Origin of the sequence: Acinetobacter oleivorans DR1 (genome assembly GCF_000196795.1) — a bacterium.
GTDB classification, from domain to species: domain Bacteria; phylum Pseudomonadota; class Gammaproteobacteria; order Pseudomonadales; family Moraxellaceae; genus Acinetobacter; species Acinetobacter oleivorans.
The window spans coordinates 4,023,793-4,042,409 of record NC_014259.1 but is presented as its reverse complement, the minus strand read 5'-3'; the positions used below and the strand labels follow the sequence as shown (position 1 = coordinate 4,042,409).

General features: G+C 37.0%; 22 protein-coding genes and 1 pseudogene. 19 read left to right on the top strand and 4 right to left on the bottom strand.

Translation table 11 applies throughout. From position 1 onward, the window contains the following. Positions 1-25: 25 nt before the first annotated feature. The 4 genes from AOLE_RS19045 (at position 26) to AOLE_RS19035 (ending at position 2,612) form a co-directional block, all read left to right on the top strand. Positions 26-541 (top strand): hypothetical protein, encoded by a 516-nt coding sequence (locus tag AOLE_RS19045; protein ID WP_013199240.1) that lies wholly within the window; start codon positions 26-28, stop codon positions 539-541. A 321-nt stretch (positions 542-862) separates the two neighbouring features. Further along, positions 863-997, top strand: a complete 135-nt coding sequence (locus tag AOLE_RS20585) for a zinc ribbon-containing protein (protein WP_004640417.1) — start codon at positions 863-865, stop codon at positions 995-997. A gap of 122 nt (positions 998-1,119) precedes the next feature. Then, the gene (locus AOLE_RS19040) at positions 1,120-1,695 is read left to right on the top strand and encodes a DUF4126 domain-containing protein (protein ID WP_005309035.1); all 576 of its coding nucleotides are present in this window, start codon (positions 1,120-1,122) and stop codon (positions 1,693-1,695) included. A gap of 407 nt (positions 1,696-2,102) precedes the next feature. Continuing rightward, positions 2,103-2,612 (top strand): GNAT family N-acetyltransferase, encoded by a 510-nt coding sequence (locus tag AOLE_RS19035; RefSeq protein WP_013199239.1) that lies wholly within the window; start codon positions 2,103-2,105, stop codon positions 2,610-2,612. 262 nt (positions 2,613-2,874) lie between these two features. On the opposite strand, the gene AOLE_RS19030 is transcribed toward AOLE_RS19035, so the two are convergent. The 3 genes from AOLE_RS19030 to AOLE_RS19020 form a co-directional block, all read right to left on the bottom strand. Continuing rightward, positions 2,875-3,225 carry a hypothetical protein gene (locus AOLE_RS19030; protein ID WP_013199238.1) on the bottom strand — a complete coding sequence of 117 codons (351 nt, stop codon included), beginning with the start codon at positions 3,223-3,225 and terminating at the stop codon, positions 2,875-2,877. Between the two features lie 221 nt (positions 3,226-3,446). Beyond that, positions 3,447-3,731 (bottom strand): hypothetical protein, encoded by a 285-nt coding sequence (locus AOLE_RS19025; protein WP_013199237.1) that lies wholly within the window; start codon positions 3,729-3,731, stop codon positions 3,447-3,449. A 712-nt stretch (positions 3,732-4,443) separates the two neighbouring features. Continuing rightward, positions 4,444-5,136: a tetratricopeptide repeat protein gene (locus tag AOLE_RS19020; protein WP_013199236.1), complete on the bottom strand. Its 693-nt coding sequence runs from the start codon at positions 5,134-5,136 to the stop codon at positions 4,444-4,446. A gap of 261 nt (positions 5,137-5,397) precedes the next feature. Here AOLE_RS19020 and AOLE_RS19015 point away from each other — a divergent pair, with 261 nt between their 5' ends. From AOLE_RS19015 to AOLE_RS18975, 9 genes and pseudogenes are all read left to right on the top strand, one after another. Then, the gene (locus AOLE_RS19015; protein WP_013199235.1) at positions 5,398-8,178 is read left to right on the top strand and encodes a DUF2345 domain-containing protein; all 2,781 of its coding nucleotides are present in this window, start codon (positions 5,398-5,400) and stop codon (positions 8,176-8,178) included. Between the two features lie 8 nt (positions 8,179-8,186). After that, complete coding sequence (locus AOLE_RS19010) at positions 8,187-9,431, top strand: hypothetical protein (RefSeq protein ID WP_013199234.1); 1,245 nt, start codon at positions 8,187-8,189, stop codon at positions 9,429-9,431. Next, the gene (locus AOLE_RS19005; protein WP_013199233.1) at positions 9,431-9,793 is read left to right on the top strand and encodes a hypothetical protein; all 363 of its coding nucleotides are present in this window, start codon (positions 9,431-9,433) and stop codon (positions 9,791-9,793) included. Before AOLE_RS19010 ends, AOLE_RS19005 begins: the two co-directional genes overlap by 1 nt. A 5-nt stretch (positions 9,794-9,798) precedes the next feature. After that, positions 9,799-10,140: a hypothetical protein gene (locus AOLE_RS19000; RefSeq protein WP_013199232.1), complete on the top strand. Its 342-nt coding sequence runs from the start codon at positions 9,799-9,801 to the stop codon at positions 10,138-10,140. 6 nt (positions 10,141-10,146) lie between these two features. Next, positions 10,147-10,488 (top strand): hypothetical protein, encoded by a 342-nt coding sequence (locus AOLE_RS18995; RefSeq protein ID WP_013199231.1) that lies wholly within the window; start codon positions 10,147-10,149, stop codon positions 10,486-10,488. 4 nt (positions 10,489-10,492) lie between these two features. Continuing rightward, positions 10,493-10,981 carry a hypothetical protein gene (locus AOLE_RS18990; protein WP_013199230.1) on the top strand — a complete coding sequence of 163 codons (489 nt, stop codon included), beginning with the start codon at positions 10,493-10,495 and terminating at the stop codon, positions 10,979-10,981. An 8-nt stretch (positions 10,982-10,989) separates the two neighbouring features. Beyond that, positions 10,990-11,400 carry a hypothetical protein gene (locus tag AOLE_RS18985; protein ID WP_013199229.1) on the top strand — a complete coding sequence of 137 codons (411 nt, stop codon included), beginning with the start codon at positions 10,990-10,992 and terminating at the stop codon, positions 11,398-11,400. Next, positions 11,354-11,539 (top strand): annotated as a pseudogene (locus tag AOLE_RS20800) (hypothetical protein); the annotation flags it as partial. The gene AOLE_RS18985 and the pseudogene AOLE_RS20800, both read left to right, overlap by 47 nt. Positions 11,540-11,639: 100 nt before the next feature. Then, positions 11,640-12,512 (top strand): hypothetical protein, encoded by an 873-nt coding sequence (locus AOLE_RS18975; RefSeq protein WP_013199227.1) that lies wholly within the window; start codon positions 11,640-11,642, stop codon positions 12,510-12,512. Between the two features lie 48 nt (positions 12,513-12,560). On the opposite strand, the gene AOLE_RS18970 is transcribed toward AOLE_RS18975, so the two are convergent. After that, positions 12,561-13,262 (bottom strand): SDR family NAD(P)-dependent oxidoreductase, encoded by a 702-nt coding sequence (locus AOLE_RS18970; RefSeq protein ID WP_013199226.1) that lies wholly within the window; start codon positions 13,260-13,262, stop codon positions 12,561-12,563. Positions 13,263-13,578: 316 nt separating this feature from the next. On the opposite strand from AOLE_RS18970, the gene AOLE_RS18965 reads away from it, so the two are divergent. From AOLE_RS18965 to AOLE_RS18940, 6 genes are all read left to right on the top strand, one after another. Continuing rightward, complete coding sequence (locus AOLE_RS18965) at positions 13,579-14,163, top strand: TetR/AcrR family transcriptional regulator (protein WP_013199225.1); 585 nt, start codon at positions 13,579-13,581, stop codon at positions 14,161-14,163. Positions 14,164-14,360: 197 nt separating this feature from the next. Beyond that, on the top strand, positions 14,361-15,560 hold the full coding sequence (locus AOLE_RS18960; protein ID WP_013199223.1) for an MFS transporter: 1,200 nt from the start codon (positions 14,361-14,363) through the stop codon (positions 15,558-15,560). A 487-nt stretch (positions 15,561-16,047) separates the two neighbouring features. Further along, positions 16,048-16,551 (top strand): DUF2867 domain-containing protein, encoded by a 504-nt coding sequence (locus AOLE_RS18955; protein ID WP_013199222.1) that lies wholly within the window; start codon positions 16,048-16,050, stop codon positions 16,549-16,551. 80 nt (positions 16,552-16,631) lie between these two features. After that, positions 16,632-17,333, top strand: a complete 702-nt coding sequence (locus tag AOLE_RS18950; RefSeq protein WP_023274344.1) for a DUF1003 domain-containing protein — start codon at positions 16,632-16,634, stop codon at positions 17,331-17,333. Between the two features lie 110 nt (positions 17,334-17,443). Then, the gene (locus tag AOLE_RS18945; protein WP_013199220.1) at positions 17,444-18,109 is read left to right on the top strand and encodes an RluA family pseudouridine synthase; all 666 of its coding nucleotides are present in this window, start codon (positions 17,444-17,446) and stop codon (positions 18,107-18,109) included. 127 nt (positions 18,110-18,236) lie between these two features. Next, on the top strand, positions 18,237-18,617 hold the full coding sequence (locus AOLE_RS18940) for a ribonuclease E inhibitor RraB (RefSeq protein ID WP_004706008.1): 381 nt from the start codon (positions 18,237-18,239) through the stop codon (positions 18,615-18,617).

Sequence of the window (18,617 nt, the reverse complement as noted above, 5' to 3'; positions counted from 1 at the left end):
ACAATAGATTTCTTGGAAAATATCAATGCGTAACTTATTCATTATTTCAATTTGCTCTCTTATATTAACTGCTTGTGGGACAATGCCTTACGTAAGTACAGAGTACCCTCTACGTGCAGGTTTAATTCAACCTGTGAAGGTTATTGGTAAGGCAGATGTGACCAATGCTCAAACTTCAGATGAACGAGTGATTGTATATTCTTATATGGGCACAAAACTGGACTCTAGTATTAAGTCTATTACAGAAACGATGGTACAACAGACTCAAAAGGAACTATTGAAAAATGGTCAACCTGTTGATGGTAATGGATCGAAATCGATTGCGATTAAAGTAAATTCATTACGTAGTACCTACACCAATCTGCTTTTCTGGCGCAGTAAAATTAAATTCGAAGCGACTTTAGGAAATGGACAAACTATTCCATTTACCGTTCCTCATACGAGTGGTGTGTTAGTACAAGATTTAAATGGATGTATTGCAGAAGGGGTAATGACTTTACTCAATGATGCACGTGTAAGAAGTTATTTAGCAGAAAAATAAGAATATAAAAAAAGCCCGACATCCTGTCGGGCTTTTTCGTATTTGGTTGCTAGATATGACTCCTGTCGTATCTCACGTCCTGATGCATGAACCTATTATTGTTGTTTTGTGTTCCGGAACATCCTGTTCCTGTATGAACTCATCTTAGGAAAAAAGAAAGGTGTCGCCAATCCGCAAAATCCCTAAAAGTTTGTAAGATAAATCGTACAAATAACATTTTTTGCATTTATGCCATCATCATCGGGCGAAATGGACAATTGACATTCACTTTAAGTGGGTTATATTCCTGTTTAATATCTATACGATTATAGGAATGCAATCATGGTAACAGCTGGCGAAAAACCCGGAACAGGCTTCTATTTCTGCGCTCAATGTGGCCAGAGAGTGTTTTTAGAAATTAATACAGATCGTTTACCACCATGCACTAAATGCTATTGCACTGAGTTTAAACGTTAAGAATAAAATAATATTTGCGTTCGCATTTAACAAAAAGCCCTGTCACCCGATGGGGCTTTTTGTTAGTTTAAAATAAGACTTACATAACAAGACCCGCGATGGGCATGAAAAAGGAAACCGTTATGGAAACTATATTAGGTTTATGTATTGGCGTGGGGCTGAGCGCTGCCTGCGGTTTTCGGGTGTTTGTGCCATTGTTGGTCATGAGCATTGCAACAATGATGGGATGGTTTGAGCCATCGAAGGGTTTTGAATGGTTAGCTCTGCCATCGGTTTGCTTGGCTTTAGCTGTGGCAACAGTCTGTGAAGTTGCCGCTTATTATATTCCTTGGGTCGATAATGCCTTAGACACAGTCGCGACTCCTGCGGCCATGATCGCAGGTACGTTAACGACCATGGCCGTGAGTAGTGGTGAAATGTCACAGTTCGCAGGTTGGGCGGCAGCGATTATTGTGGGCGGTGGTACGGCAGGTGTGGTGCAAATGAGTACAGTCGCTGCACGTGGTGTTTCAACTGCAACCACAGGCGGTTTAGGAAATTTTGTTGTTGCTACAGGGGAGTGGATTGGGGCAATCTTACTTTCGGTTTCAGCTTTGTTAGTTCCTGCGCTTGTTGCGATTGTGGTGGTTATTGCTGTTATTTTGGCAATACGTTGGATACGTCATAAAAAGCAAGAACAGGCACATAGTCCGCTATAGGTTAGCTTTAATATCATTTTTAAATGACCATAAAAAAAGCCCAACATCCTGTTGGGCTTTTTCGTATTTGGGTACTAGATATGACTCCTGTCGTATCTCACGCTCCTGGTGCTTGAACCTATTATTGTTGTTTTATGTTCTGGAACATCCTGTTCCTGTATGAGCTCATAATAGTAAACAAGCAGAGTGTCGCCAATCCGCAAAATCCCTAAAAGTTTGTAGGTTAAAACGTACATTGAAACATGGTGTGAGACATTTTGTAGTTACAACGGGTGTGAATAGAGGGGGGCTTACTTTTATACCTGATCATTTAAGATGTTGAGAAGAATAAGAGTTGCTATTGATAACAATATGTTATGTTTAAGTTTGGTTGTAAAAAGAACAATTTTATCGGGAGTAATCAATAAATGACCGTTATGTTGGTAAAACCTCATTTGAGGTTTAAAGAGAGCTATAACAACTATATTAATGAATTAGCAGATGAAGAACGTTACCCTTTGACAATGGATTTTGATCATACAAATTTTGATTCGTTTTTGAATAAACTAAGAGAGTATGAAAATGGGGAATCTTTACAGGAAGAACATGTTGCCAATATTACATATTGGTTAGTAGAAGGCAGTGAAATTATTGGTGTATCTAACTTACGACCTAAACTTAATAAACAGATTCAATATTGTGGTGGGCATATTGGTCTAGGTATTCGCCCCTCTAAACGTAGAAATGATTTTGGTTCAAAATTATTAGAGCTTACGATTCAGGAGGCATGGAAGTTAGGCCTAACGGAATTACATATACATTGTTATAAATCTAATTTAGCGTCCGCAAAAGTAATTCAAGCAAACAATGGCCGTCTTCATTCCGAAATTGATGCCGATCAAGTAGTTCAAAGGTATGTTGTGAATAAAACACTATAAGAATTTTCTTTCAGATTATTTTTAAATAGCAATAAAAAAAGCCCAACATCCTGTTGGGCTTTTTCGTATTTGGTTGCTAGATATGACTCCTGTCGTATCTCACGCTCCTAGTGCATGAACCTATTATTGTTGTTTTGTGTTCCGGAACATCCTGTTCCTGTATGAACTCATCATAGGAAAAAAGCAGGGTATCGCCAATCCGCAAAATCCCTAAAAGTTTGTAGGTTAAAACGTACAAAACAATATGAACGTATGATTATTCTTATATAAAAGGATTTTCAGTTTCCCAAGGCTTGCTGCTAAAAATAATCTGCCCATTTTCAACACAAAGAATCCATGTATAAAAATACTCTTCTCCTAACCCTCGACATTCAAAATTTGCATGTGGAAATAGGGCGGTAATTTTTTCTATTATTATTTCGCAATAAATAGGGTCAATATTAAGGTCAGCCTGTCCATTAGCAAAGGCACTCACTAAGTCATTATAGAGATCCTCATGAGTTGCACCTTCAGCTAACATAGTTAATATTTCTAGAATTTTTTGCTTTTCAGTAGATAAATCAATCGTGTCAAAATCTGTATAACGGACTTGTAGTTCTGTATAAAAACTCATTTTTATTAGCTCTATGATATTAATGTTAAAAAATACTACTTATTAAACATGACTTTATCGTTAAAAACGAGCTGAGTATAGAAATATCTAAACTATAAGAGTTCAAATTTCTTAAAAATATTCTTCTTTAGGCCTCTGTGCCACAACAGACTTTAATTTTTTGCGCTGATTTAAAGTAATAAACCATTGCAACACAGAGATAGAGGAAATAAGCCAACCGCTTAGCCCAGACTATTTTTGTTAGACCGCTGCATGACGCTGAAAAAAGTAGGGGCAAAGTCCTGTGGGAGAACAGGGCTTTGCAAACTGAAATGTTCTAGGCGTTGCATGAGCTTAGGGGAGTAAGCTTGTTCAAGTCGCTGGTAAATACAGTCGCAACTGGCTTGGGTGTGTCCACCTGACAGGCAAATTTTTTCAAAATCCTGTTGGGTGTGTAAGTTACAGCCCGAAATACCCAAGCTACCTAGAATTAAACTTAAAGCCAAAATAGGTTTATAAATTGTCATATTATTCTCATAATGATTTATATCTATGAGTAGAATGAAAATATAATTGGTTTTAAGGTTTTAAATAAATTTCAGGTAATATTTAATCCTCCCATAGATATAGGAAAATAAACTAATTAAATTTTTAAAATAAATTAACTTATAAACTTATAAACTTATAAACTTATAAACTTATAAACTTAAAAACTAGGAAATAGAAAACCTAAACTTTAAATAAATAAAATAGTTAAATAAGAGAGGAAATAAGTTTGAAAAGTGTCATGGCCAACTCCTTAAAAAATGGAGTCCTACCACCAGATTACCGCGAATTAATTTATGGTGGTAGAACGAAAGAGGGTTGACAGACTGGAAACAAAGGAACCAGCACACACAAAGGTGTCCCCCTTCCGCCCTACCATAGAGAAAAAGGGGGCGAACGAGTTCCCGACACACAAAATAAGAATTTTGCACATCGTCTTTGTTATTCGCGGTCTGTCATAACCGACTGGCAATGTAGGCCAGCAACGAGATAATAATCGGTGATTTTAATTACGTCAATTTAATATTTAGAATATTTTTGATTTAATAATAAAACTAAATTTATTTTTAAAATAATAGGATTAATATTTATATTTAATTAGAAAAAATAAATAATAAAATAAGTTGTAAGTGTAATGTTGTTAATAATAGAGATTTATCATCTTATAAATAAAATATTATAGAGATGGCTGCCTTATTCTAAACTTTTAAGCATTTCTTTCGCATCTACATCGCCTGCATCGGCAGCTTGCTGAAACCATTTCTTTGCCAGTTGTAGGTTTTTCGGCGTGCCTTCACCATTTAAATACATCTGGGCCAAGTTGTACTGAGCATCGCTTTCATTGTGCTCGGCCGCTTTTGTGTACCACTTAAGGGCTTGCTCATCACTTTGTGAAACGCCGTGACCTTTTTTATATAGATGAGCTAAATTATATTCTGCGGGTGGGTAGCCTTGGTTGGCAGCACGACTGAACCACTCAAACGCTTGCACATAATTTTGTGCAGTTCCTTCGCCTCTGTCGTATAAAACCCCTAAGTTATATTGGGCTTTAGCATGGCCCTTGGCCGCAGCTTTGGTGAAATAATCAAAAGCGCGCTTGGGATCTTTTTCGACGCCCGTACCTGTGTAATACAGCATTCCTAAACTATATTTTGCCCCCACGCTTCCATTTTGGTCAGCCGCGGTTAACCATTTAAACGCTTGTTCATAATTTTTAACCACACCTTGTTCGCCGCTTAAAAGCATCATCCCTAAATGATATTGAGCAACAGCTTGCCCTTGTTCTGCACGATATTGAATATCGGCCACACTCGGTTCAGCAAATGCAGGAGAATGAAGTGAAAAAATCACCGTAAATATATAAAAAGCAGACTTTTTTATTTTCATATCTCATCCTGAATTTTATTAATTTGAGTAGTTGATTTATTTAATATCTATTTGAATATAAAAGAAAAATATTAAATATTTTTGGGTGGTTTATAGCACTTTAAAATGAGTAAATTTTACGGATTAAATACCTATCTAATAAGAAATTAACCTAAAACTGCATATTTAGACTAGTTACATTTTGAAAATGAGTATAGATAGACAGATTAGTCTTTTTTTAATTAAAATGCGGCCTAAATATAAGTTTGATTGATAATAAAAATGCAGATGAGTGTGTCGAGTATATTGGAGCGTTTAGGCCTTGTTTCACAAAATCGCGCTGTTCATATCCAATTCTCAAATCAGTCTTTAAATCAGCAAGTTTTCTTGCAACGCATTGAGGGTGAACATACCCTCAACCAAGGTAGCGTTGCTGAGTTACTGTGTCTGTCGACAAACGCGCATATTGCATTAAAACAATTTATTGGCTGTCAGGTTGCTGTCGATCAGGTGACGGATGCAGGCCAGTTTTTTAGAACAACAGGTATTATTACCGAAGCGAGCCAAGGCCAAAGCGACGGCTCACTCACCATTTATAACTTAACCTTAAAAGATCCAACTGCACTTTGGCATAAACGTCGTAATAGCCGCGTGTTTATGAACAAAAGCGTGCGTGATATTAGCGAAATTCTGTTTAAAGAATGGCAAGGCAAAAGCCCGTTATTTGCCTCAAGTCTGACGCTCGACACAGCAGGCTTAACTAAAGACTACGATGTGCGCCCATTTGTGATGCAGTCAAACGAAAGCGATTATGACTTTTTAACCCGTTTGTGGCGTAGCGAGGGCATCAACTGGCTGGTCGATGAATCGCAACTTTTGGTCGCTGACCCGAATGCTTCCATTCAACCACAAGTGCTACGTTTAATTGACGATAACCAAAATTATCAAGCCCTTGAACGCCATAGCCTACGTTACCAGCGCAGCAGTGCGACAGAACAGTTCGACACCATTATCCAAGTCAAGGCAGAGCGCCGTTTACAGCCAACCTCGGTTCATGTGCAACGCTGGCAAGCCGATGCCCTACAACAAGAAGAAGGCAGTGGCAGCGTACAAGGTAAGCAGCAACACAGCGAACACTATGACAATGCCAGCCTAAACCTTGAAGATGCATGGCATGTCAGCCCCGCTTGGATGCAAGACTTAAACGGCGAAGACCAAGCCACAGCTTCAGGTAATAGCCAGATTGAACAGCTTAACCAGCACATCAATGCTTATCATCACCTAAGTTCGAAACAGTTTACGGTTTCAGGTAACGTCCGTGATGCACAAGTAGGTTACTGGTTTGAGCTCAATGACCATCCAGAACTCGACCAACACGACAGTGCCGATAAAGAATTCTTAATCTTAAGCAAGCACTACTATAACCAGAATAATTTACCGAAAGAATTACAACAGCAACTTGAGCGTCTGTTGCCAAAAGACAAGCTCAAAGCAGCTCAACTCGATAGCCAAAACCCAGAACAACGCCACTTTGCTGAACTCAATGTGGTTCGACGCAACATTAAAGCTGTGCCTGAATATAGCCCACTAGAACACCGACCGGCCGCTTACCCGCAGCGTGCTAGAGTGGTGGGGCTAGAAGGCGAAAGCATCCACGTTGACCAGTGGGGCCGCATTAAAGTCCGCTTCTTGTTTACCCGAACTGACGACCATAATCATGACGGTGGAGCGGGCAGTAACGACAATGACACTGACTCGGCTTGGGTAGATGTGCTGACCCCGTGGGCAGGCGCGGGTTATGGCGCGCGCTTCTTGCCACGTGTGGGGGAGATTGTGGTGATCGACTTCTTTGACGGCAATATTGACCGCCCGTTTGTGGTCGGCCGCATTCACGAAGCCGAACGTCACCCAACCCAGTTCGACCAGAAAGGCCAGCTACCCGACACCAAAAAGCTCAGCGGCATTCGCTCAGAAGAAGTCGACGGTAAAGGCTTTAACCAGCTACGCTTTGATGACACCACAGGGCAAATCAGTGCCCAGCTACAAAGCAGTCATGCGGCAAGCCAACTAAACTTGGGTAACTTAAGCCATCCAAAAGACAAGGCGGAAAGCGATGGTCGTGGTGAAGGCTTCGAACTTAGAACAGACCAGTGGGGCGCGGTACGTGCGGGCAGTGGGCTACTTGTTAGTACTCACAAGCAGGATCAAGCTCAAGGTGTACACCTTGATGCAAATGAGGCCAAACAACAAATCGACGGTGGCCTTAACAATGCCAAAGCACTCAGTGAAGTTGCTAAAAATCAGCAAACTGACCCTTTAGAAAATTTAGAAAACCTAAAATCCTTTATTGAAAAACTTGAGCAGCAAGACAACGCAAAAGCCAAAACCTTTAAAGAGGCGATTATGTTGTTAGCGAGCCCAAATAGCATCGCGCTGAGCAGTAACGAAGACATTCACTTAAGCGCAGATGGCCAGATAAACCAAACTGCTGGAGACAGCATTAATCTGTCTACACAAAAGAACTTGATTGCACATGCTCAAAATAAAATTAGCCTTTTTTCAGCGCAAGAAGGGGCAAGACTCTATGCAGGCAAAGGTAAAGTTGAGATACAAGCACAAGGCGATGGAGCAGATTTAATTGCCCGTAAAGCTGTTCAGGTGATTTCTACTGAAGACAAAATCGAAGCGACCGCAGCCAAAGAAATTGTACTCACCGCAGGCGGCTCTCAAGTCAAAATTACTGGTTCGGGCATTTTTATGACCACAGGTGGTAAGTTTGAGGTAAAAGCTGGGCAGCATTTGTTTATGGGGGGCGGGAGTACGAATGCTAATGTTCCTGCATTGCCAGTATTAGGCGAAATTAATAAATATAACTTGAGATATTTTTTGCAAGATAAAGATGGCAATAACTTTGCAAATCATAAATATATCGCTTTCTTACCTAATGGGGATATTGTAGAAGGTTGTACGGATGATAAAGGATATACAGATCTATTTAAATCCTACCAACCAGAAGAGATATCACTTCATTTATTTAAAGATGAAAAAATTGATATAGAGTAAAAATAATAATGGCAAAGTATTATCCGTATGTTGTTTTGGAAACAAATGTAAAACCTAGCTTATTAAAGTATAGATTGTACGTTTACAATACCGTAAAAAATAAGGCAGAAACTTCGATACTTTTTACAAGTAAGGAATTCAAAAAAGTAGGAAATAATCTTTATCAAACAAGATCTGCCGAGATAGATGGTAGTAAGTTAGGTATTGAAAATATAAGAGACTGTGTAATTCTTTTTGACTTATATCGATTGAGTATCAGTGGGAAAGAAGCTTTAGTATTAAGTAATTATATTTTGCCAGATAAGATTGAGTCTTATCCTTCAGCAAATTTTAGCCAAAACACTAAGATATCTAAAGTAAAGTATAACGAAGCAACTTACATGACTAAGGTTGTTAAAGAGGTTAAGTCTAAAAATACATTCCAGCTCAATTTGAGCAGAGATAGAGTTTTTCAATGTATAGATCCTGGCTGTAAGCCTGGGGAAGCGAAAGACCCATTTTCAAAACTTCAAATTGAAGCTGGTTTACAAGCTCGTTTGAACGAACCTCTACCTGACCAATTTGACGCTTCTTTGTGTGGCCCAGCAGCTTATTTCTTCTGTCTTATCAATTTAAGTCCGACTAAATATAAGTTTGCAGTTAAACAATTATGGGAAACAGGAAAGACAAGGATTGGAGATTTAAATATAGAGGCAACTTTAGATGGATGTCGTCGAGTAAAAAATTATTATAGAAAAAATGGAACTCCTAAAATTCCACCAATTGATTGGATAACTTTAGCTAGTTTACGAGAATCAGAAAATATTGCACTACGGTTAAAAGATCCTAATCAAGAAGTTGCAGGTATTACACTATGGGGAGAGCTAATAAATTGGTTTAAAAAAAGTGGATTTCTTGGGATACAAACTTTTCCATTTTATATTAATGGTTATAACCCTAGTTTAATTAATGAACTGAACCAGTATGCTGGAACTGGTTACTATGTAGTTAGTTTAATTTCTGCGAGCTTATTAAGTAGTGGTTCTAGTTCAGGCACGCAAAGTTTTCCAGATCATTGGATTGTTTGGACTGACAAATTAAGACAGAGTAATGGTCAGCCTATAACAAATACAACAGATCCATATAAGACGGAAGTTCAATTACAAGCCTTTTCTTGGGGAGAGAATAAACAACAATTAAAACCGAATTTGTCTCTATATGATTTTGAAAAAGCAGTTTTTTTTGCATTAATAGTAAAAAGGGAGTCTTTCTAATGAAATTTAATAAATTGGCTGTAATATTTTTAAGTTTGAGTCTTTGTGGCTGTAGTAAGGATTATAATATTGAACCAAATAAGCTTCCGATAGCACATATTGGCAAAGAATATAATCAGACATTAAAAATTACTGGTGGAAGAGTGATACCACAGTCTTTTGAAGTAAAAGATAATTTTCCAAGTGATATGAATATCTCTATTGAGCCAATAGATCAAAATGAAGCGGATGCTTATAATAATTTAAAAATTTCTGGAGTTCCAAAACATAAGGGAACTTTTACTATTAATATATATGCCAGTTTTTATGCTGGTGGTGATGGGGAGTTGGATAAGACCTATGAGTTTGTAGTTAAAGAATAAGATATATGTTTAGATATATCTTATTAGGGTTAATACTAAGTGGTTGTAGCAACTATGATGCACAACCAAAGGAACTCGCTGTAGCTTATGTTAATAAGTCATATTCCCAGAATATAAAAATTACAGGTGGAAAAGTCTCTGAACAACATTTTGAATTAACTTCTAATATCCCAGAGAATCAGGAGATTAAAATTACTCCTGTAGATGATATAGATGGATACAATCATTTAAGAATTGATGGAATTCCAAAATATAAAGGGAAATATGAAATTATAATTAATGCACATTTTTATGGGCGAGGTGATGATAAGTTAAATAAAACCTATGAATTTGTAGTTAAAGAATAAAAAGACATGTTTCGATATATTCTATTGGCAATGACCCTTAATGGTTGTAGCAACTATGATGTACAACCAAAGGAACTCGCTGTAGCTCATGTCAATGAAGCATATTCCCAGAATATAAAAATTAGTGGTGGCAAAGTAGTGGATAAGTATTTTGAAATAGATACTGATATGCCTGATGATTTAGGATTAAAAATTCAACCGAACAATGACACTAGCGGTTTTAATGACTTTTCAATTAAAGGTATTCCCAAACATAAAGGTGAATATACAATAAATATTTCAACAGGGTTTTATGGCCGTGGTAGTGATGAGCTAAATAAGAAATATAAATTAATTATTGTAGAATGAATAGATGCATAAATATTTTTTAATTATTTTATCCATTTTATTGTCAGGTTGTAATCCTTTAGCCAAAAATGAGAAAGAAAATTTTAAGGATATAGCCCTTAAGAATTTAACTTATTCTTATATGGATGGTATGAGTGGTGATATTTTTAAATTTAATTTAGAAACAAATGATGATTTAAATAAGATTTATCAAGAGAATAATTATAAATATTCACATTTTAAGTGCAATAATATTAAAAATTACTTTGTGACAGGAGCTATCTCAGTCGAGGGAGAGAAGTTAAAAAATGGAAAATATACTTCATCTGGGTACTTCAAAGTCTGCGAAGATGAATCCATGAATGTATGTATCGATAAGAATCAATTGGAAAAATTGTTAACTAGCAATATGTCTTGTAGAGTAGTTTTTGGAAGCTTATTACAAAGTAGTAAAGTTATAGCAGATAATATTTTAATATCAAAAGAAGCTATAAGAAAATCCAATTTCCAATAGAGTTTTAAATGAAAAAAATTCTTTACCTATCAGGGCTAATTTTTTTAACTGGATGTAGTGAAAGAATTTCAAATTTCACAATAGATCATATTATGAAAAGCAATGAAAAATTAAATTTTTCTATAAAAATTGAAGGTAAGGAAGTTTTAAATAAAATAAAAAAATCATCATCAAAAAAGTTAATTTGTGAAAATATGATTGATCCTCAGCAAACATTAGATGCGGATATCGATAGATTTGAGAATAACCAAATTGATGTATCTGTAGAATTCTGCTCAAATAATGATAATAGAAGCTGTGAGCCTATAGATATCAGTTCAGTTAAAAAAATCAATTTAGAATGCCAAGCCATTTTCTCTGCAATGATTGGTAATGTCTCTAAATCAGAAAAATTTCCCATTGTATGGGAAGAAAAATAATTTATTTAAAAATCTGAAACTTAAATTAATAAATTTGAGTGTGCCATTGTTAGTTATGACAGGGTGGGGTCGAGAATATACAATTGAGCCTGAAAGGCTTCCAGTAGCCTATGTAGGAAAGGTATATAATCAGCAATTGAAAACCATTTCTAAATGGGGAAATAGTAAAGCCGATTTTAAAATATATTCGAGTAGTAATAAGGGGAAGACTTGTTGCTAGATAGGCCTGGAAACTTATTATGAAGAACTATTTATCTTTATTTATCTGCATCTTTACATGCCTATTTTTAATTGCATGTAAACCAACAAGTATTAGTTTAAAGAACCAAAATCAAGATGTAATAGCCCTTCATTTTGGTAAACAAGGCATGCAGGATTTTACTAAAAATAGTACTACGCCAGTTGATCGTCAGCCTGCAGGGATGAATTTTTTATCATTAGATTGGACTCCACCAAAACTAGGTCGAGTACGTGTATTTAGTGAAAAGAGTAATTTAGAAATAGAAAATGTGATCAGTGTGCTAGGTACACAAGTAGCTCGACGAAGCAATGATGGTATTCAAATCATGGACATTAATGCCAGCTTACATCCAAATGAATATACCACGAGCCAAGAAGCCTATACTGCTTATACTAAATTAGTGCATCAGATAAATGACAAACAATGGAAGCAGTATTTTTTACCTTTTAGTGCTCGAATTGATAAACAAGATAATTTAAAGCATATGAATGAAACCATGGGTGAGGTTATAGATCCAACTTATATCTTAAGTTTTAAAGAATGGCAGGATGTTCTTTCGAAAACAAATAGGTTGGTATTTAATTTGTATAATGGGGATGTGGAATTAGGTATTAGTCTTCGACAGACCTATAAAGATGATAAAAAAGAACAGTATATGGTGAGGTATAGCTTTGAGAACTTTAAATATGCAGGGCGAAATGCTATATCTGATACAGATAAGATGAATTCAGAGCAGTTAAAGCAAGCATTTGAAACTGAAGTTGCCAATAATAAGAAAGCACGTAAAACTGAAGAAAATAATATGAAAAAAGAGGGTTACCATATAGATGAGAGCTATATAGACCCAGATATTTGGCCTTATGTGCAATAAGCTGTAAGAAGCGTAATTGATTACGCTTCTTCTTCCATACAAAATAGTTTAAGCAGCTTGAATGGCTTCACCACAAAAGGAAACAGTTTCTTGCTTATGCTGGTGTAAGTACCAGAACTGCTCTGCAATCGTTTCTGGATGCACCGTGTAGGTTTTATCTTTCGCTTCAGGAGTTCCATCTACAAAACCATTTACAATCACTTGGCTCACGTAAACATTTGAGTCAGCGAGACTATGAGCAAGCAAGTTGGTGGCTTTGTATTGAGCGGCAGCCGTAGTCGCTAATGATGAATATTCTTTGGCAACTAAATCGATGCCCACTGCATCGAAAGCAAAAATTCCGTTTGTCGATAAAATGCTACCGTGATTCTTCTCTAAATCACCTAAGCAAGCTTGCACCGTCGCAATATAGCTCGAAACACGAATATGAAAGCTTTTAGTAAGCTCTAGTGGAGGGGTTTTTAAGATATTGCCTTCAATATCATGGAAAGCATTCCAATGAATATTTTTAATCTCTCCGAATTGGTCTTTAATACGTTTAACTAGGTTTGGTATATCTTCAAGAACCGCTAAATCACATGTAAAAGTGTAAGCTTCAATACCTTGTGTTTTAAGTTCTAAAATGGCTTTTTCAAGTTTTTCAGCATTACGTGCCACTAAACCGATTTTATAGCCTTCTTTACCAAACTTATGTGCTACGGCTTTGGAAATACCTGTTCCATAACCAAAAATTATAATATTGTTGTTCATTATAAAGTTCCAAAAAACCAATTATTTGGTTAGAAATAGTTTATAATATGTTTTTATAATGTATTCAAGCGAAAAAATTAAATCTAAAAATAATGCAGAAAGAACAAGACAAAAATATGAAAAACAGTCATCAATCAGTTTGGTTTGAATAGTCCAGATGGCGTAGCTTTTATTAAATATTTTTAATTTTATAAAAATATAGAGTCATCATTTTCAAATTGCAGAAATGTTTACCCATGAAATAATTTTTTAGTTTGACTTCTTTATTAGTCTATCTTAAATTAATTGGAATGATCGTTCCTAATAAGTGTGTTTTATGCGAACTAAAGAATTTGAAACTGATGAAATTGCTGATGCTGCAATGCAGGTTTTTTGGCGTCGCGGTTATGCTGCAACTTCAGTTCAAGACTTAGTTGATGGTACGGGACTATCTAGAAGTAGCCTTTACAGCACTTTTCAAAACAAACAAGGTCTTTATCAAAAAGCGTTACAGCGCTATGAACTTTTAACTACACTAAATAATGTGAAGTTGTTGTCTGGTTCAGGTTCTGCGAAAGTACTTATTCGACAGTTACTTCTTAATATTGTTGAAGATGAGCTAAGTGATCCAGAACATAAAGGGTGTCTTGTCGCAAATGCATGTTTAGAACTGGCTGGCCATGATGAAGATGTCGCTCAATTTGTTGTAAGTAACCTACAGAAAATACAACATGCTTTAGAGAGTTTATTCATTAAAGCTCAACAGTCTGGTGAAATTCCTTCTACCCAAAACCCACGCGCGTTAGCAAGTTTTTTTGTAAATACTATTCAAGGATTACGTGTTTTGGGAAAAGGCAGCCCGCTTGAACAAAGAAAGCAATCTTTAATGGATGTGGTCGAGGTTGCTTTAAACGTTTTATAAAACTCATTTAAACCTTAACTATGGTTGAGCTGAATAGTTAAGGTTTTTATTTAACTTAAATTGGAACGATCATTCCGTAATAATGACTTTAGTTCATATGGAGAACAAATGTCTTCCCATCCTAACCTGATAAAACAAGCTTATAGCGATGCAGAACAGAGTAAGTACTCTGCAAAAAAATTTGAGAGTAAAGCTTTATGAATATTAAGAGTAATGAAACATCTCATCAGTTAACTGAAGAATTCTCTACTCAATTACCGATTTGGAGACTGTTCGCTTTTACAGTTGCAGGCTTTCTGACCATCATGACAGAAACCATGCCAGCAGGGCTTTTGCCTCAAATCAGTCAAGGGTTAAATATTTCAGAAGCTTATGCAGGGCAGCTTATAGCAGTGTATGCCTTAGGTTCTGTTCTAGCCGCAATACCGCTGATTAGCCTTACCCGTAGTTGGAATCGGAGACCTTTATTACTCAGTGCTATTGCAGGGTTACTTTTATTTAATGCGATTACTGCCTTATCAAATGATTATATTCTGACTTTGATTGCTCGTTTTATTGCAGGGATGGCAGCGGGTGTTATTTGGGGGCTTTTAGCGGGTTATGTAAGACGCATGGTGGCAGCATCGTATCAAGGACGAGCTTTAGCAATTGCTGGAGTTGGGCAACCCATTGCCTTATCAATTGGCGTTCCTTTGGGGGCGTGGTTGGGAACGTTGTTTGAGTGGCGTGGCGTATTTTGGATCATGTCTTTACTGGCATTAATTTTATTTTTCTGGATTCGCTTTAGTATTCCCGATTTTGCAGGACAGTCAGCACAAAAAAGATTGCCCATTTTAAAAGTTCTTTTAATGCCGGGCATCAGAGCTATTTTAGCAGTTGTCTTCCTTTGGATATTGGCTCATAGCATTCTTTATACTTATATTTCACCATTTTTGGCCTCAACAGGGCAGCCATACAACGTTGAGACTATCCTTTTTATATTCGGGATTTCTTCAATTGTAGGCATTCTCATTACAGGGATGTTCATCGACCATTCATTAAGAAAAATAACGATTTTAAGCTTATTTATCTTTGCAATCGCGACCGCGCTGTTAGGTGTTTATAGCTCTTCAAGTTTTGTCGTACTGGTGGGTGTTGTGTTATGGGGAGTAACTTTTGGTGGTGCTCCAACACTATTACAAACAGCTCTGGCAAATACCGCGGGTCACGAAGCAGATGTGGCGCAGTCTATGTTGGTCACGGTATTTAACCTTGCTATAGCTTCTGGTGGAATGGTTGGTGGTGGATTACTTGAAAGTTTTGGGGCAGCCTATTTTCCATGGTTTATGCTGGTTTTTGCCCTAGTCGGATTATTTACTGTTTACCATGCTCGTAAGCATGGTTTTATTTCTTCATAAAAGACTATTGCCCTTCATGACTAAAAAATGAAGGGTAATTTACTTTTTACAGTCTGGTGCCTAATTCCTCAAAACAGTTAATAATTTGGTAAAATAAACCGAAAAACACAAATAAAGTGGAATTTAAAATTAACTAGTTATTATGAAATGGGAATATATTCTTTTTAATTTGACTTTTTGCGTAAAAATTACCAAAAATATTTAAAATTAGCTGTTCTTAGAAAAACAATCCCATAGGGTGCTGGCTAAACTATATCTCAAGGGTGTGATAGGGATCGAAAAGAGTAGCATGCACCAAAACGTATAACGTTAGTGTGTACTCACCCAAAAGGTCTCGATTCGGCTTAGGACGCTATAGATCAAAAGTTTATAGGCATAAGGTTCTAACTTACAAAGTTATAATTGTTGAAGTAAACCATAGACGGTTTCCCTTGACACCCTAAAAAATTCTCTATAATAAAAACGATACTTTACAAGAATATAATTTATGAATAAGCCTTATCTTTCTACTTTACCTACCGACAGTCAAATCTCTTCTCAATTGAACAATGCCTACTTCCACGACTCGTGGAGTATTGTGCTGGGGCAACCCGACCTAAATGTATTTCAGCAGCTTATTAAGCTATTTCAGCATACTCCGCAGTGGATAGAATGGAGTATGAATCTGCGCAATAAAATTACTTCAAAGATTGGGCTGAAAGATTTAGGAAGTTTTAAGCAGATTGATTCGAATAAAAAAGAAAATGAATATGTCGCAGGTGACCGAATTGGAATTTTTACCTTAAGGCAACGTACCGAAAATGAGTTAGTCATTGGAGATGATGATAAACATTTGAATGTGACTTTATCTATTTATAAAAATGAAGATACCCAAGTGCTTACAGTGACTACAGTAGTACATATTAAAAATCTGCTTGGGCGATTGTACATGGTGCCTGTGATTCCTGCCCACCGAAAAATAGTGCCAGCAACTTTACAGATATTGGGTTAGAGCACTATTTTTATTTACGATGTGTTAGGCCGAAATCGTTTATATACTAATCTTATTATCATAATAATGGGCTGAATAATATGGACAATAAAAATCAGTATCGCCAATGCGCCGTATGCGGAAAGAGTTTTCCCTTGAAAGATCTGGTCTCTGGTGAAGTCATTCGAGATGTCATTGGTGAAGAAATCTTGAAAGATTATCCAGAGTGGTCTTTTTCAACTTTTATTTGTCGTGCTGATTTGGCGGACTACCGTATTAAATATGTGCAGTCCCTATTGCGTTCAGAAAAGGGGGAGCTAACCACTTTGGAGAATGAAGTAATTGGTAGTATGCAACGGCATGAACTCATTACTCGTAATACAGAGACAGAGTTCGATCAGAATTGGACTTTGGGTGAAAAGTTAGCAGATAAAATAGCTTCATTTGGTGGAAGTTGGGTCTTTTTAACTTGTTTTGGGCTGTTTTTAGTGGCTTGGATCCTTTTTAATACCGTAGTGATGGTGGTGCATCCTGTTGATCCTTATCCATTTATTTTGCTTAACCTGATTTTGTCATGTTTGGCTGCAATTCAGGCACCTGTCATTATGATGAGTCAGAACCGTCAAGAAGCCAAAGATCGCTTACGTTCGCAACATGACTATCAAATTAATTTAAAAGCTGAGCTTGAGATTCGTCATTTACATGAAAAAATGGATCATCTTTTATCGCATCAGTGGGAAAGGCTTGCGCATATTCAAGAAATTCAGCTCGATCTTTTAGCTGAAATGAATAAAAAACGATAAAGCTTTCCCGAGTTTCACGTGGAACATGATGATAGCTTATAGATTGTTTTGCGGTAGGTCTGAAATTTCTTTATGATTTGCCGCCATGCTCCATTGCTGTTTCTACGACCATGCCTTTAAACGACAACTTTGTTTACGCTCCGCCACAAGATCCGCTTTCAATTTTATTTGAAGATGACGATTTAATTGTGGTTGATAAACCTGCGGGATTGTTGTCTGTGATGGGTCGCCTACCTGAGCATCATGATAGCGCTTATTTACGGGTGTTAGAAAAGTTCCCTTTGGCTAAAGTCACGCATCGTTTAGATATGGCGACATCGGGCCTACTTATGTTTGCCAAGCACCGTGATGCAGAGGTTGCGGTAAGTAAAATGTTTCAGGCCAGAACAGTCAAAAAACATTATATTGCGTTGGTGCAAGGCCAAGTCACAGAAGAGGGCAGTGTTGAAGTTCCGCTCATTACTGACTGGGAAAATCGCCCAAGACAAATTGTACATTTTGAATTAGGCAAGCATGCTAAAACCTTGTTTCAACCGCTCGTTTATGACGAAAAAGTCGATCAAACGCGAGTATTACTTGAACCAGTCACAGGCCGTTCGCACCAGCTCCGTGTGCACATGATGCACATTGGACACCCGATTATGGGCGACAAGCTGTATCACCCTGAGCCTAAACGTTTTCATTTAAGCCGTATGGCTTTACATGCTGCGCATCTGGCTTTTCAGCATCCATTGAAAGGCACAGATGTAGTCATTCAATCCCAAGTGCCTTTTTAAAATTTACATACAATTAAAAATTCAATTTGATGCAATTGGGAACGGAATATATACCCAAACTGCAATAAAAGTCGGGTATTCTAAGTCCGAATAATATTAATACTGCGACAACAACAAGGATCACTTTATGACTCGTGACTACGAACAATTTCCAGATGACGATAACGGCAATGTACTTTGGCAAATGGCTGAAGATGGGGATGATTTAACCGAGCTGCATGAAATTGAATTTTCAATTGCATTTCAAGATCAAAAAAATGCAGAGCAATGTGCACTCTATTTACTTTACCAAGAACAAAAAGTTTCACTTTTCCAAGATGACTCTGTTGAGCCAAACGAGTGGGTGATCACCATCTTTGTCAATATGGAACCTGAGTATTCAGACATTGTTGACTTGGAGCAATGGTTTGCCAGCATCGCTGAAAAATTTCAGGGCGAATATGACGGATGGGGCTGTATGGCCTATGTCTTTGAGGAAGAAAGTGAAGAAGACGACCTCTTGCAATAA

Coding starts and splice junctions, on each gene's coding strand:
- AOLE_RS19045 (WP_013199240.1), top strand. CDS start 26: ATGCGTAACTTATTCATTATTTCAATTTGCTCTCTTATATTAACTGCT.
- AOLE_RS20585 (WP_004640417.1), top strand. CDS start 863: ATGGTAACAGCTGGCGAAAAACCCGGAACAGGCTTCTATTTCTGCGCT.
- AOLE_RS19040 (WP_005309035.1), top strand. CDS start 1,120: ATGGAAACTATATTAGGTTTATGTATTGGCGTGGGGCTGAGCGCTGCC.
- AOLE_RS19035 (WP_013199239.1), top strand. CDS start 2,103: ATGACCGTTATGTTGGTAAAACCTCATTTGAGGTTTAAAGAGAGCTAT.
- AOLE_RS19030 (WP_013199238.1), bottom strand. CDS start 3,225: ATGAGTTTTTATACAGAACTACAAGTCCGTTATACAGATTTTGACACG.
- AOLE_RS19025 (WP_013199237.1), bottom strand. CDS start 3,731: ATGACAATTTATAAACCTATTTTGGCTTTAAGTTTAATTCTAGGTAGC.
- AOLE_RS19020 (WP_013199236.1), bottom strand. CDS start 5,136: ATGAAAATAAAAAAGTCTGCTTTTTATATATTTACGGTGATTTTTTCA.
- AOLE_RS19015 (WP_013199235.1), top strand. CDS start 5,398: ATGCAGATGAGTGTGTCGAGTATATTGGAGCGTTTAGGCCTTGTTTCA.
- AOLE_RS19010 (WP_013199234.1), top strand. CDS start 8,187: ATGGCAAAGTATTATCCGTATGTTGTTTTGGAAACAAATGTAAAACCT.
- AOLE_RS19005 (WP_013199233.1), top strand. CDS start 9,431: ATGAAATTTAATAAATTGGCTGTAATATTTTTAAGTTTGAGTCTTTGT.
- AOLE_RS19000 (WP_013199232.1), top strand. CDS start 9,799: ATGTTTAGATATATCTTATTAGGGTTAATACTAAGTGGTTGTAGCAAC.
- AOLE_RS18995 (WP_013199231.1), top strand. CDS start 10,147: ATGTTTCGATATATTCTATTGGCAATGACCCTTAATGGTTGTAGCAAC.
- AOLE_RS18990 (WP_013199230.1), top strand. CDS start 10,493: ATGCATAAATATTTTTTAATTATTTTATCCATTTTATTGTCAGGTTGT.
- AOLE_RS18985 (WP_013199229.1), top strand. CDS start 10,990: ATGAAAAAAATTCTTTACCTATCAGGGCTAATTTTTTTAACTGGATGT.
- AOLE_RS18975 (WP_013199227.1), top strand. CDS start 11,640: ATGAAGAACTATTTATCTTTATTTATCTGCATCTTTACATGCCTATTT.
- AOLE_RS18970 (WP_013199226.1), bottom strand. CDS start 13,262: ATGAACAACAATATTATAATTTTTGGTTATGGAACAGGTATTTCCAAA.
- AOLE_RS18965 (WP_013199225.1), top strand. CDS start 13,579: ATGCGAACTAAAGAATTTGAAACTGATGAAATTGCTGATGCTGCAATG.
- AOLE_RS18960 (WP_013199223.1), top strand. CDS start 14,361: ATGAATATTAAGAGTAATGAAACATCTCATCAGTTAACTGAAGAATTC.
- AOLE_RS18955 (WP_013199222.1), top strand. CDS start 16,048: ATGAATAAGCCTTATCTTTCTACTTTACCTACCGACAGTCAAATCTCT.
- AOLE_RS18950 (WP_023274344.1), top strand. CDS start 16,632: ATGGACAATAAAAATCAGTATCGCCAATGCGCCGTATGCGGAAAGAGT.
- AOLE_RS18945 (WP_013199220.1), top strand. CDS start 17,444: ATGCCTTTAAACGACAACTTTGTTTACGCTCCGCCACAAGATCCGCTT.
- AOLE_RS18940 (WP_004706008.1), top strand. CDS start 18,237: ATGACTCGTGACTACGAACAATTTCCAGATGACGATAACGGCAATGTA.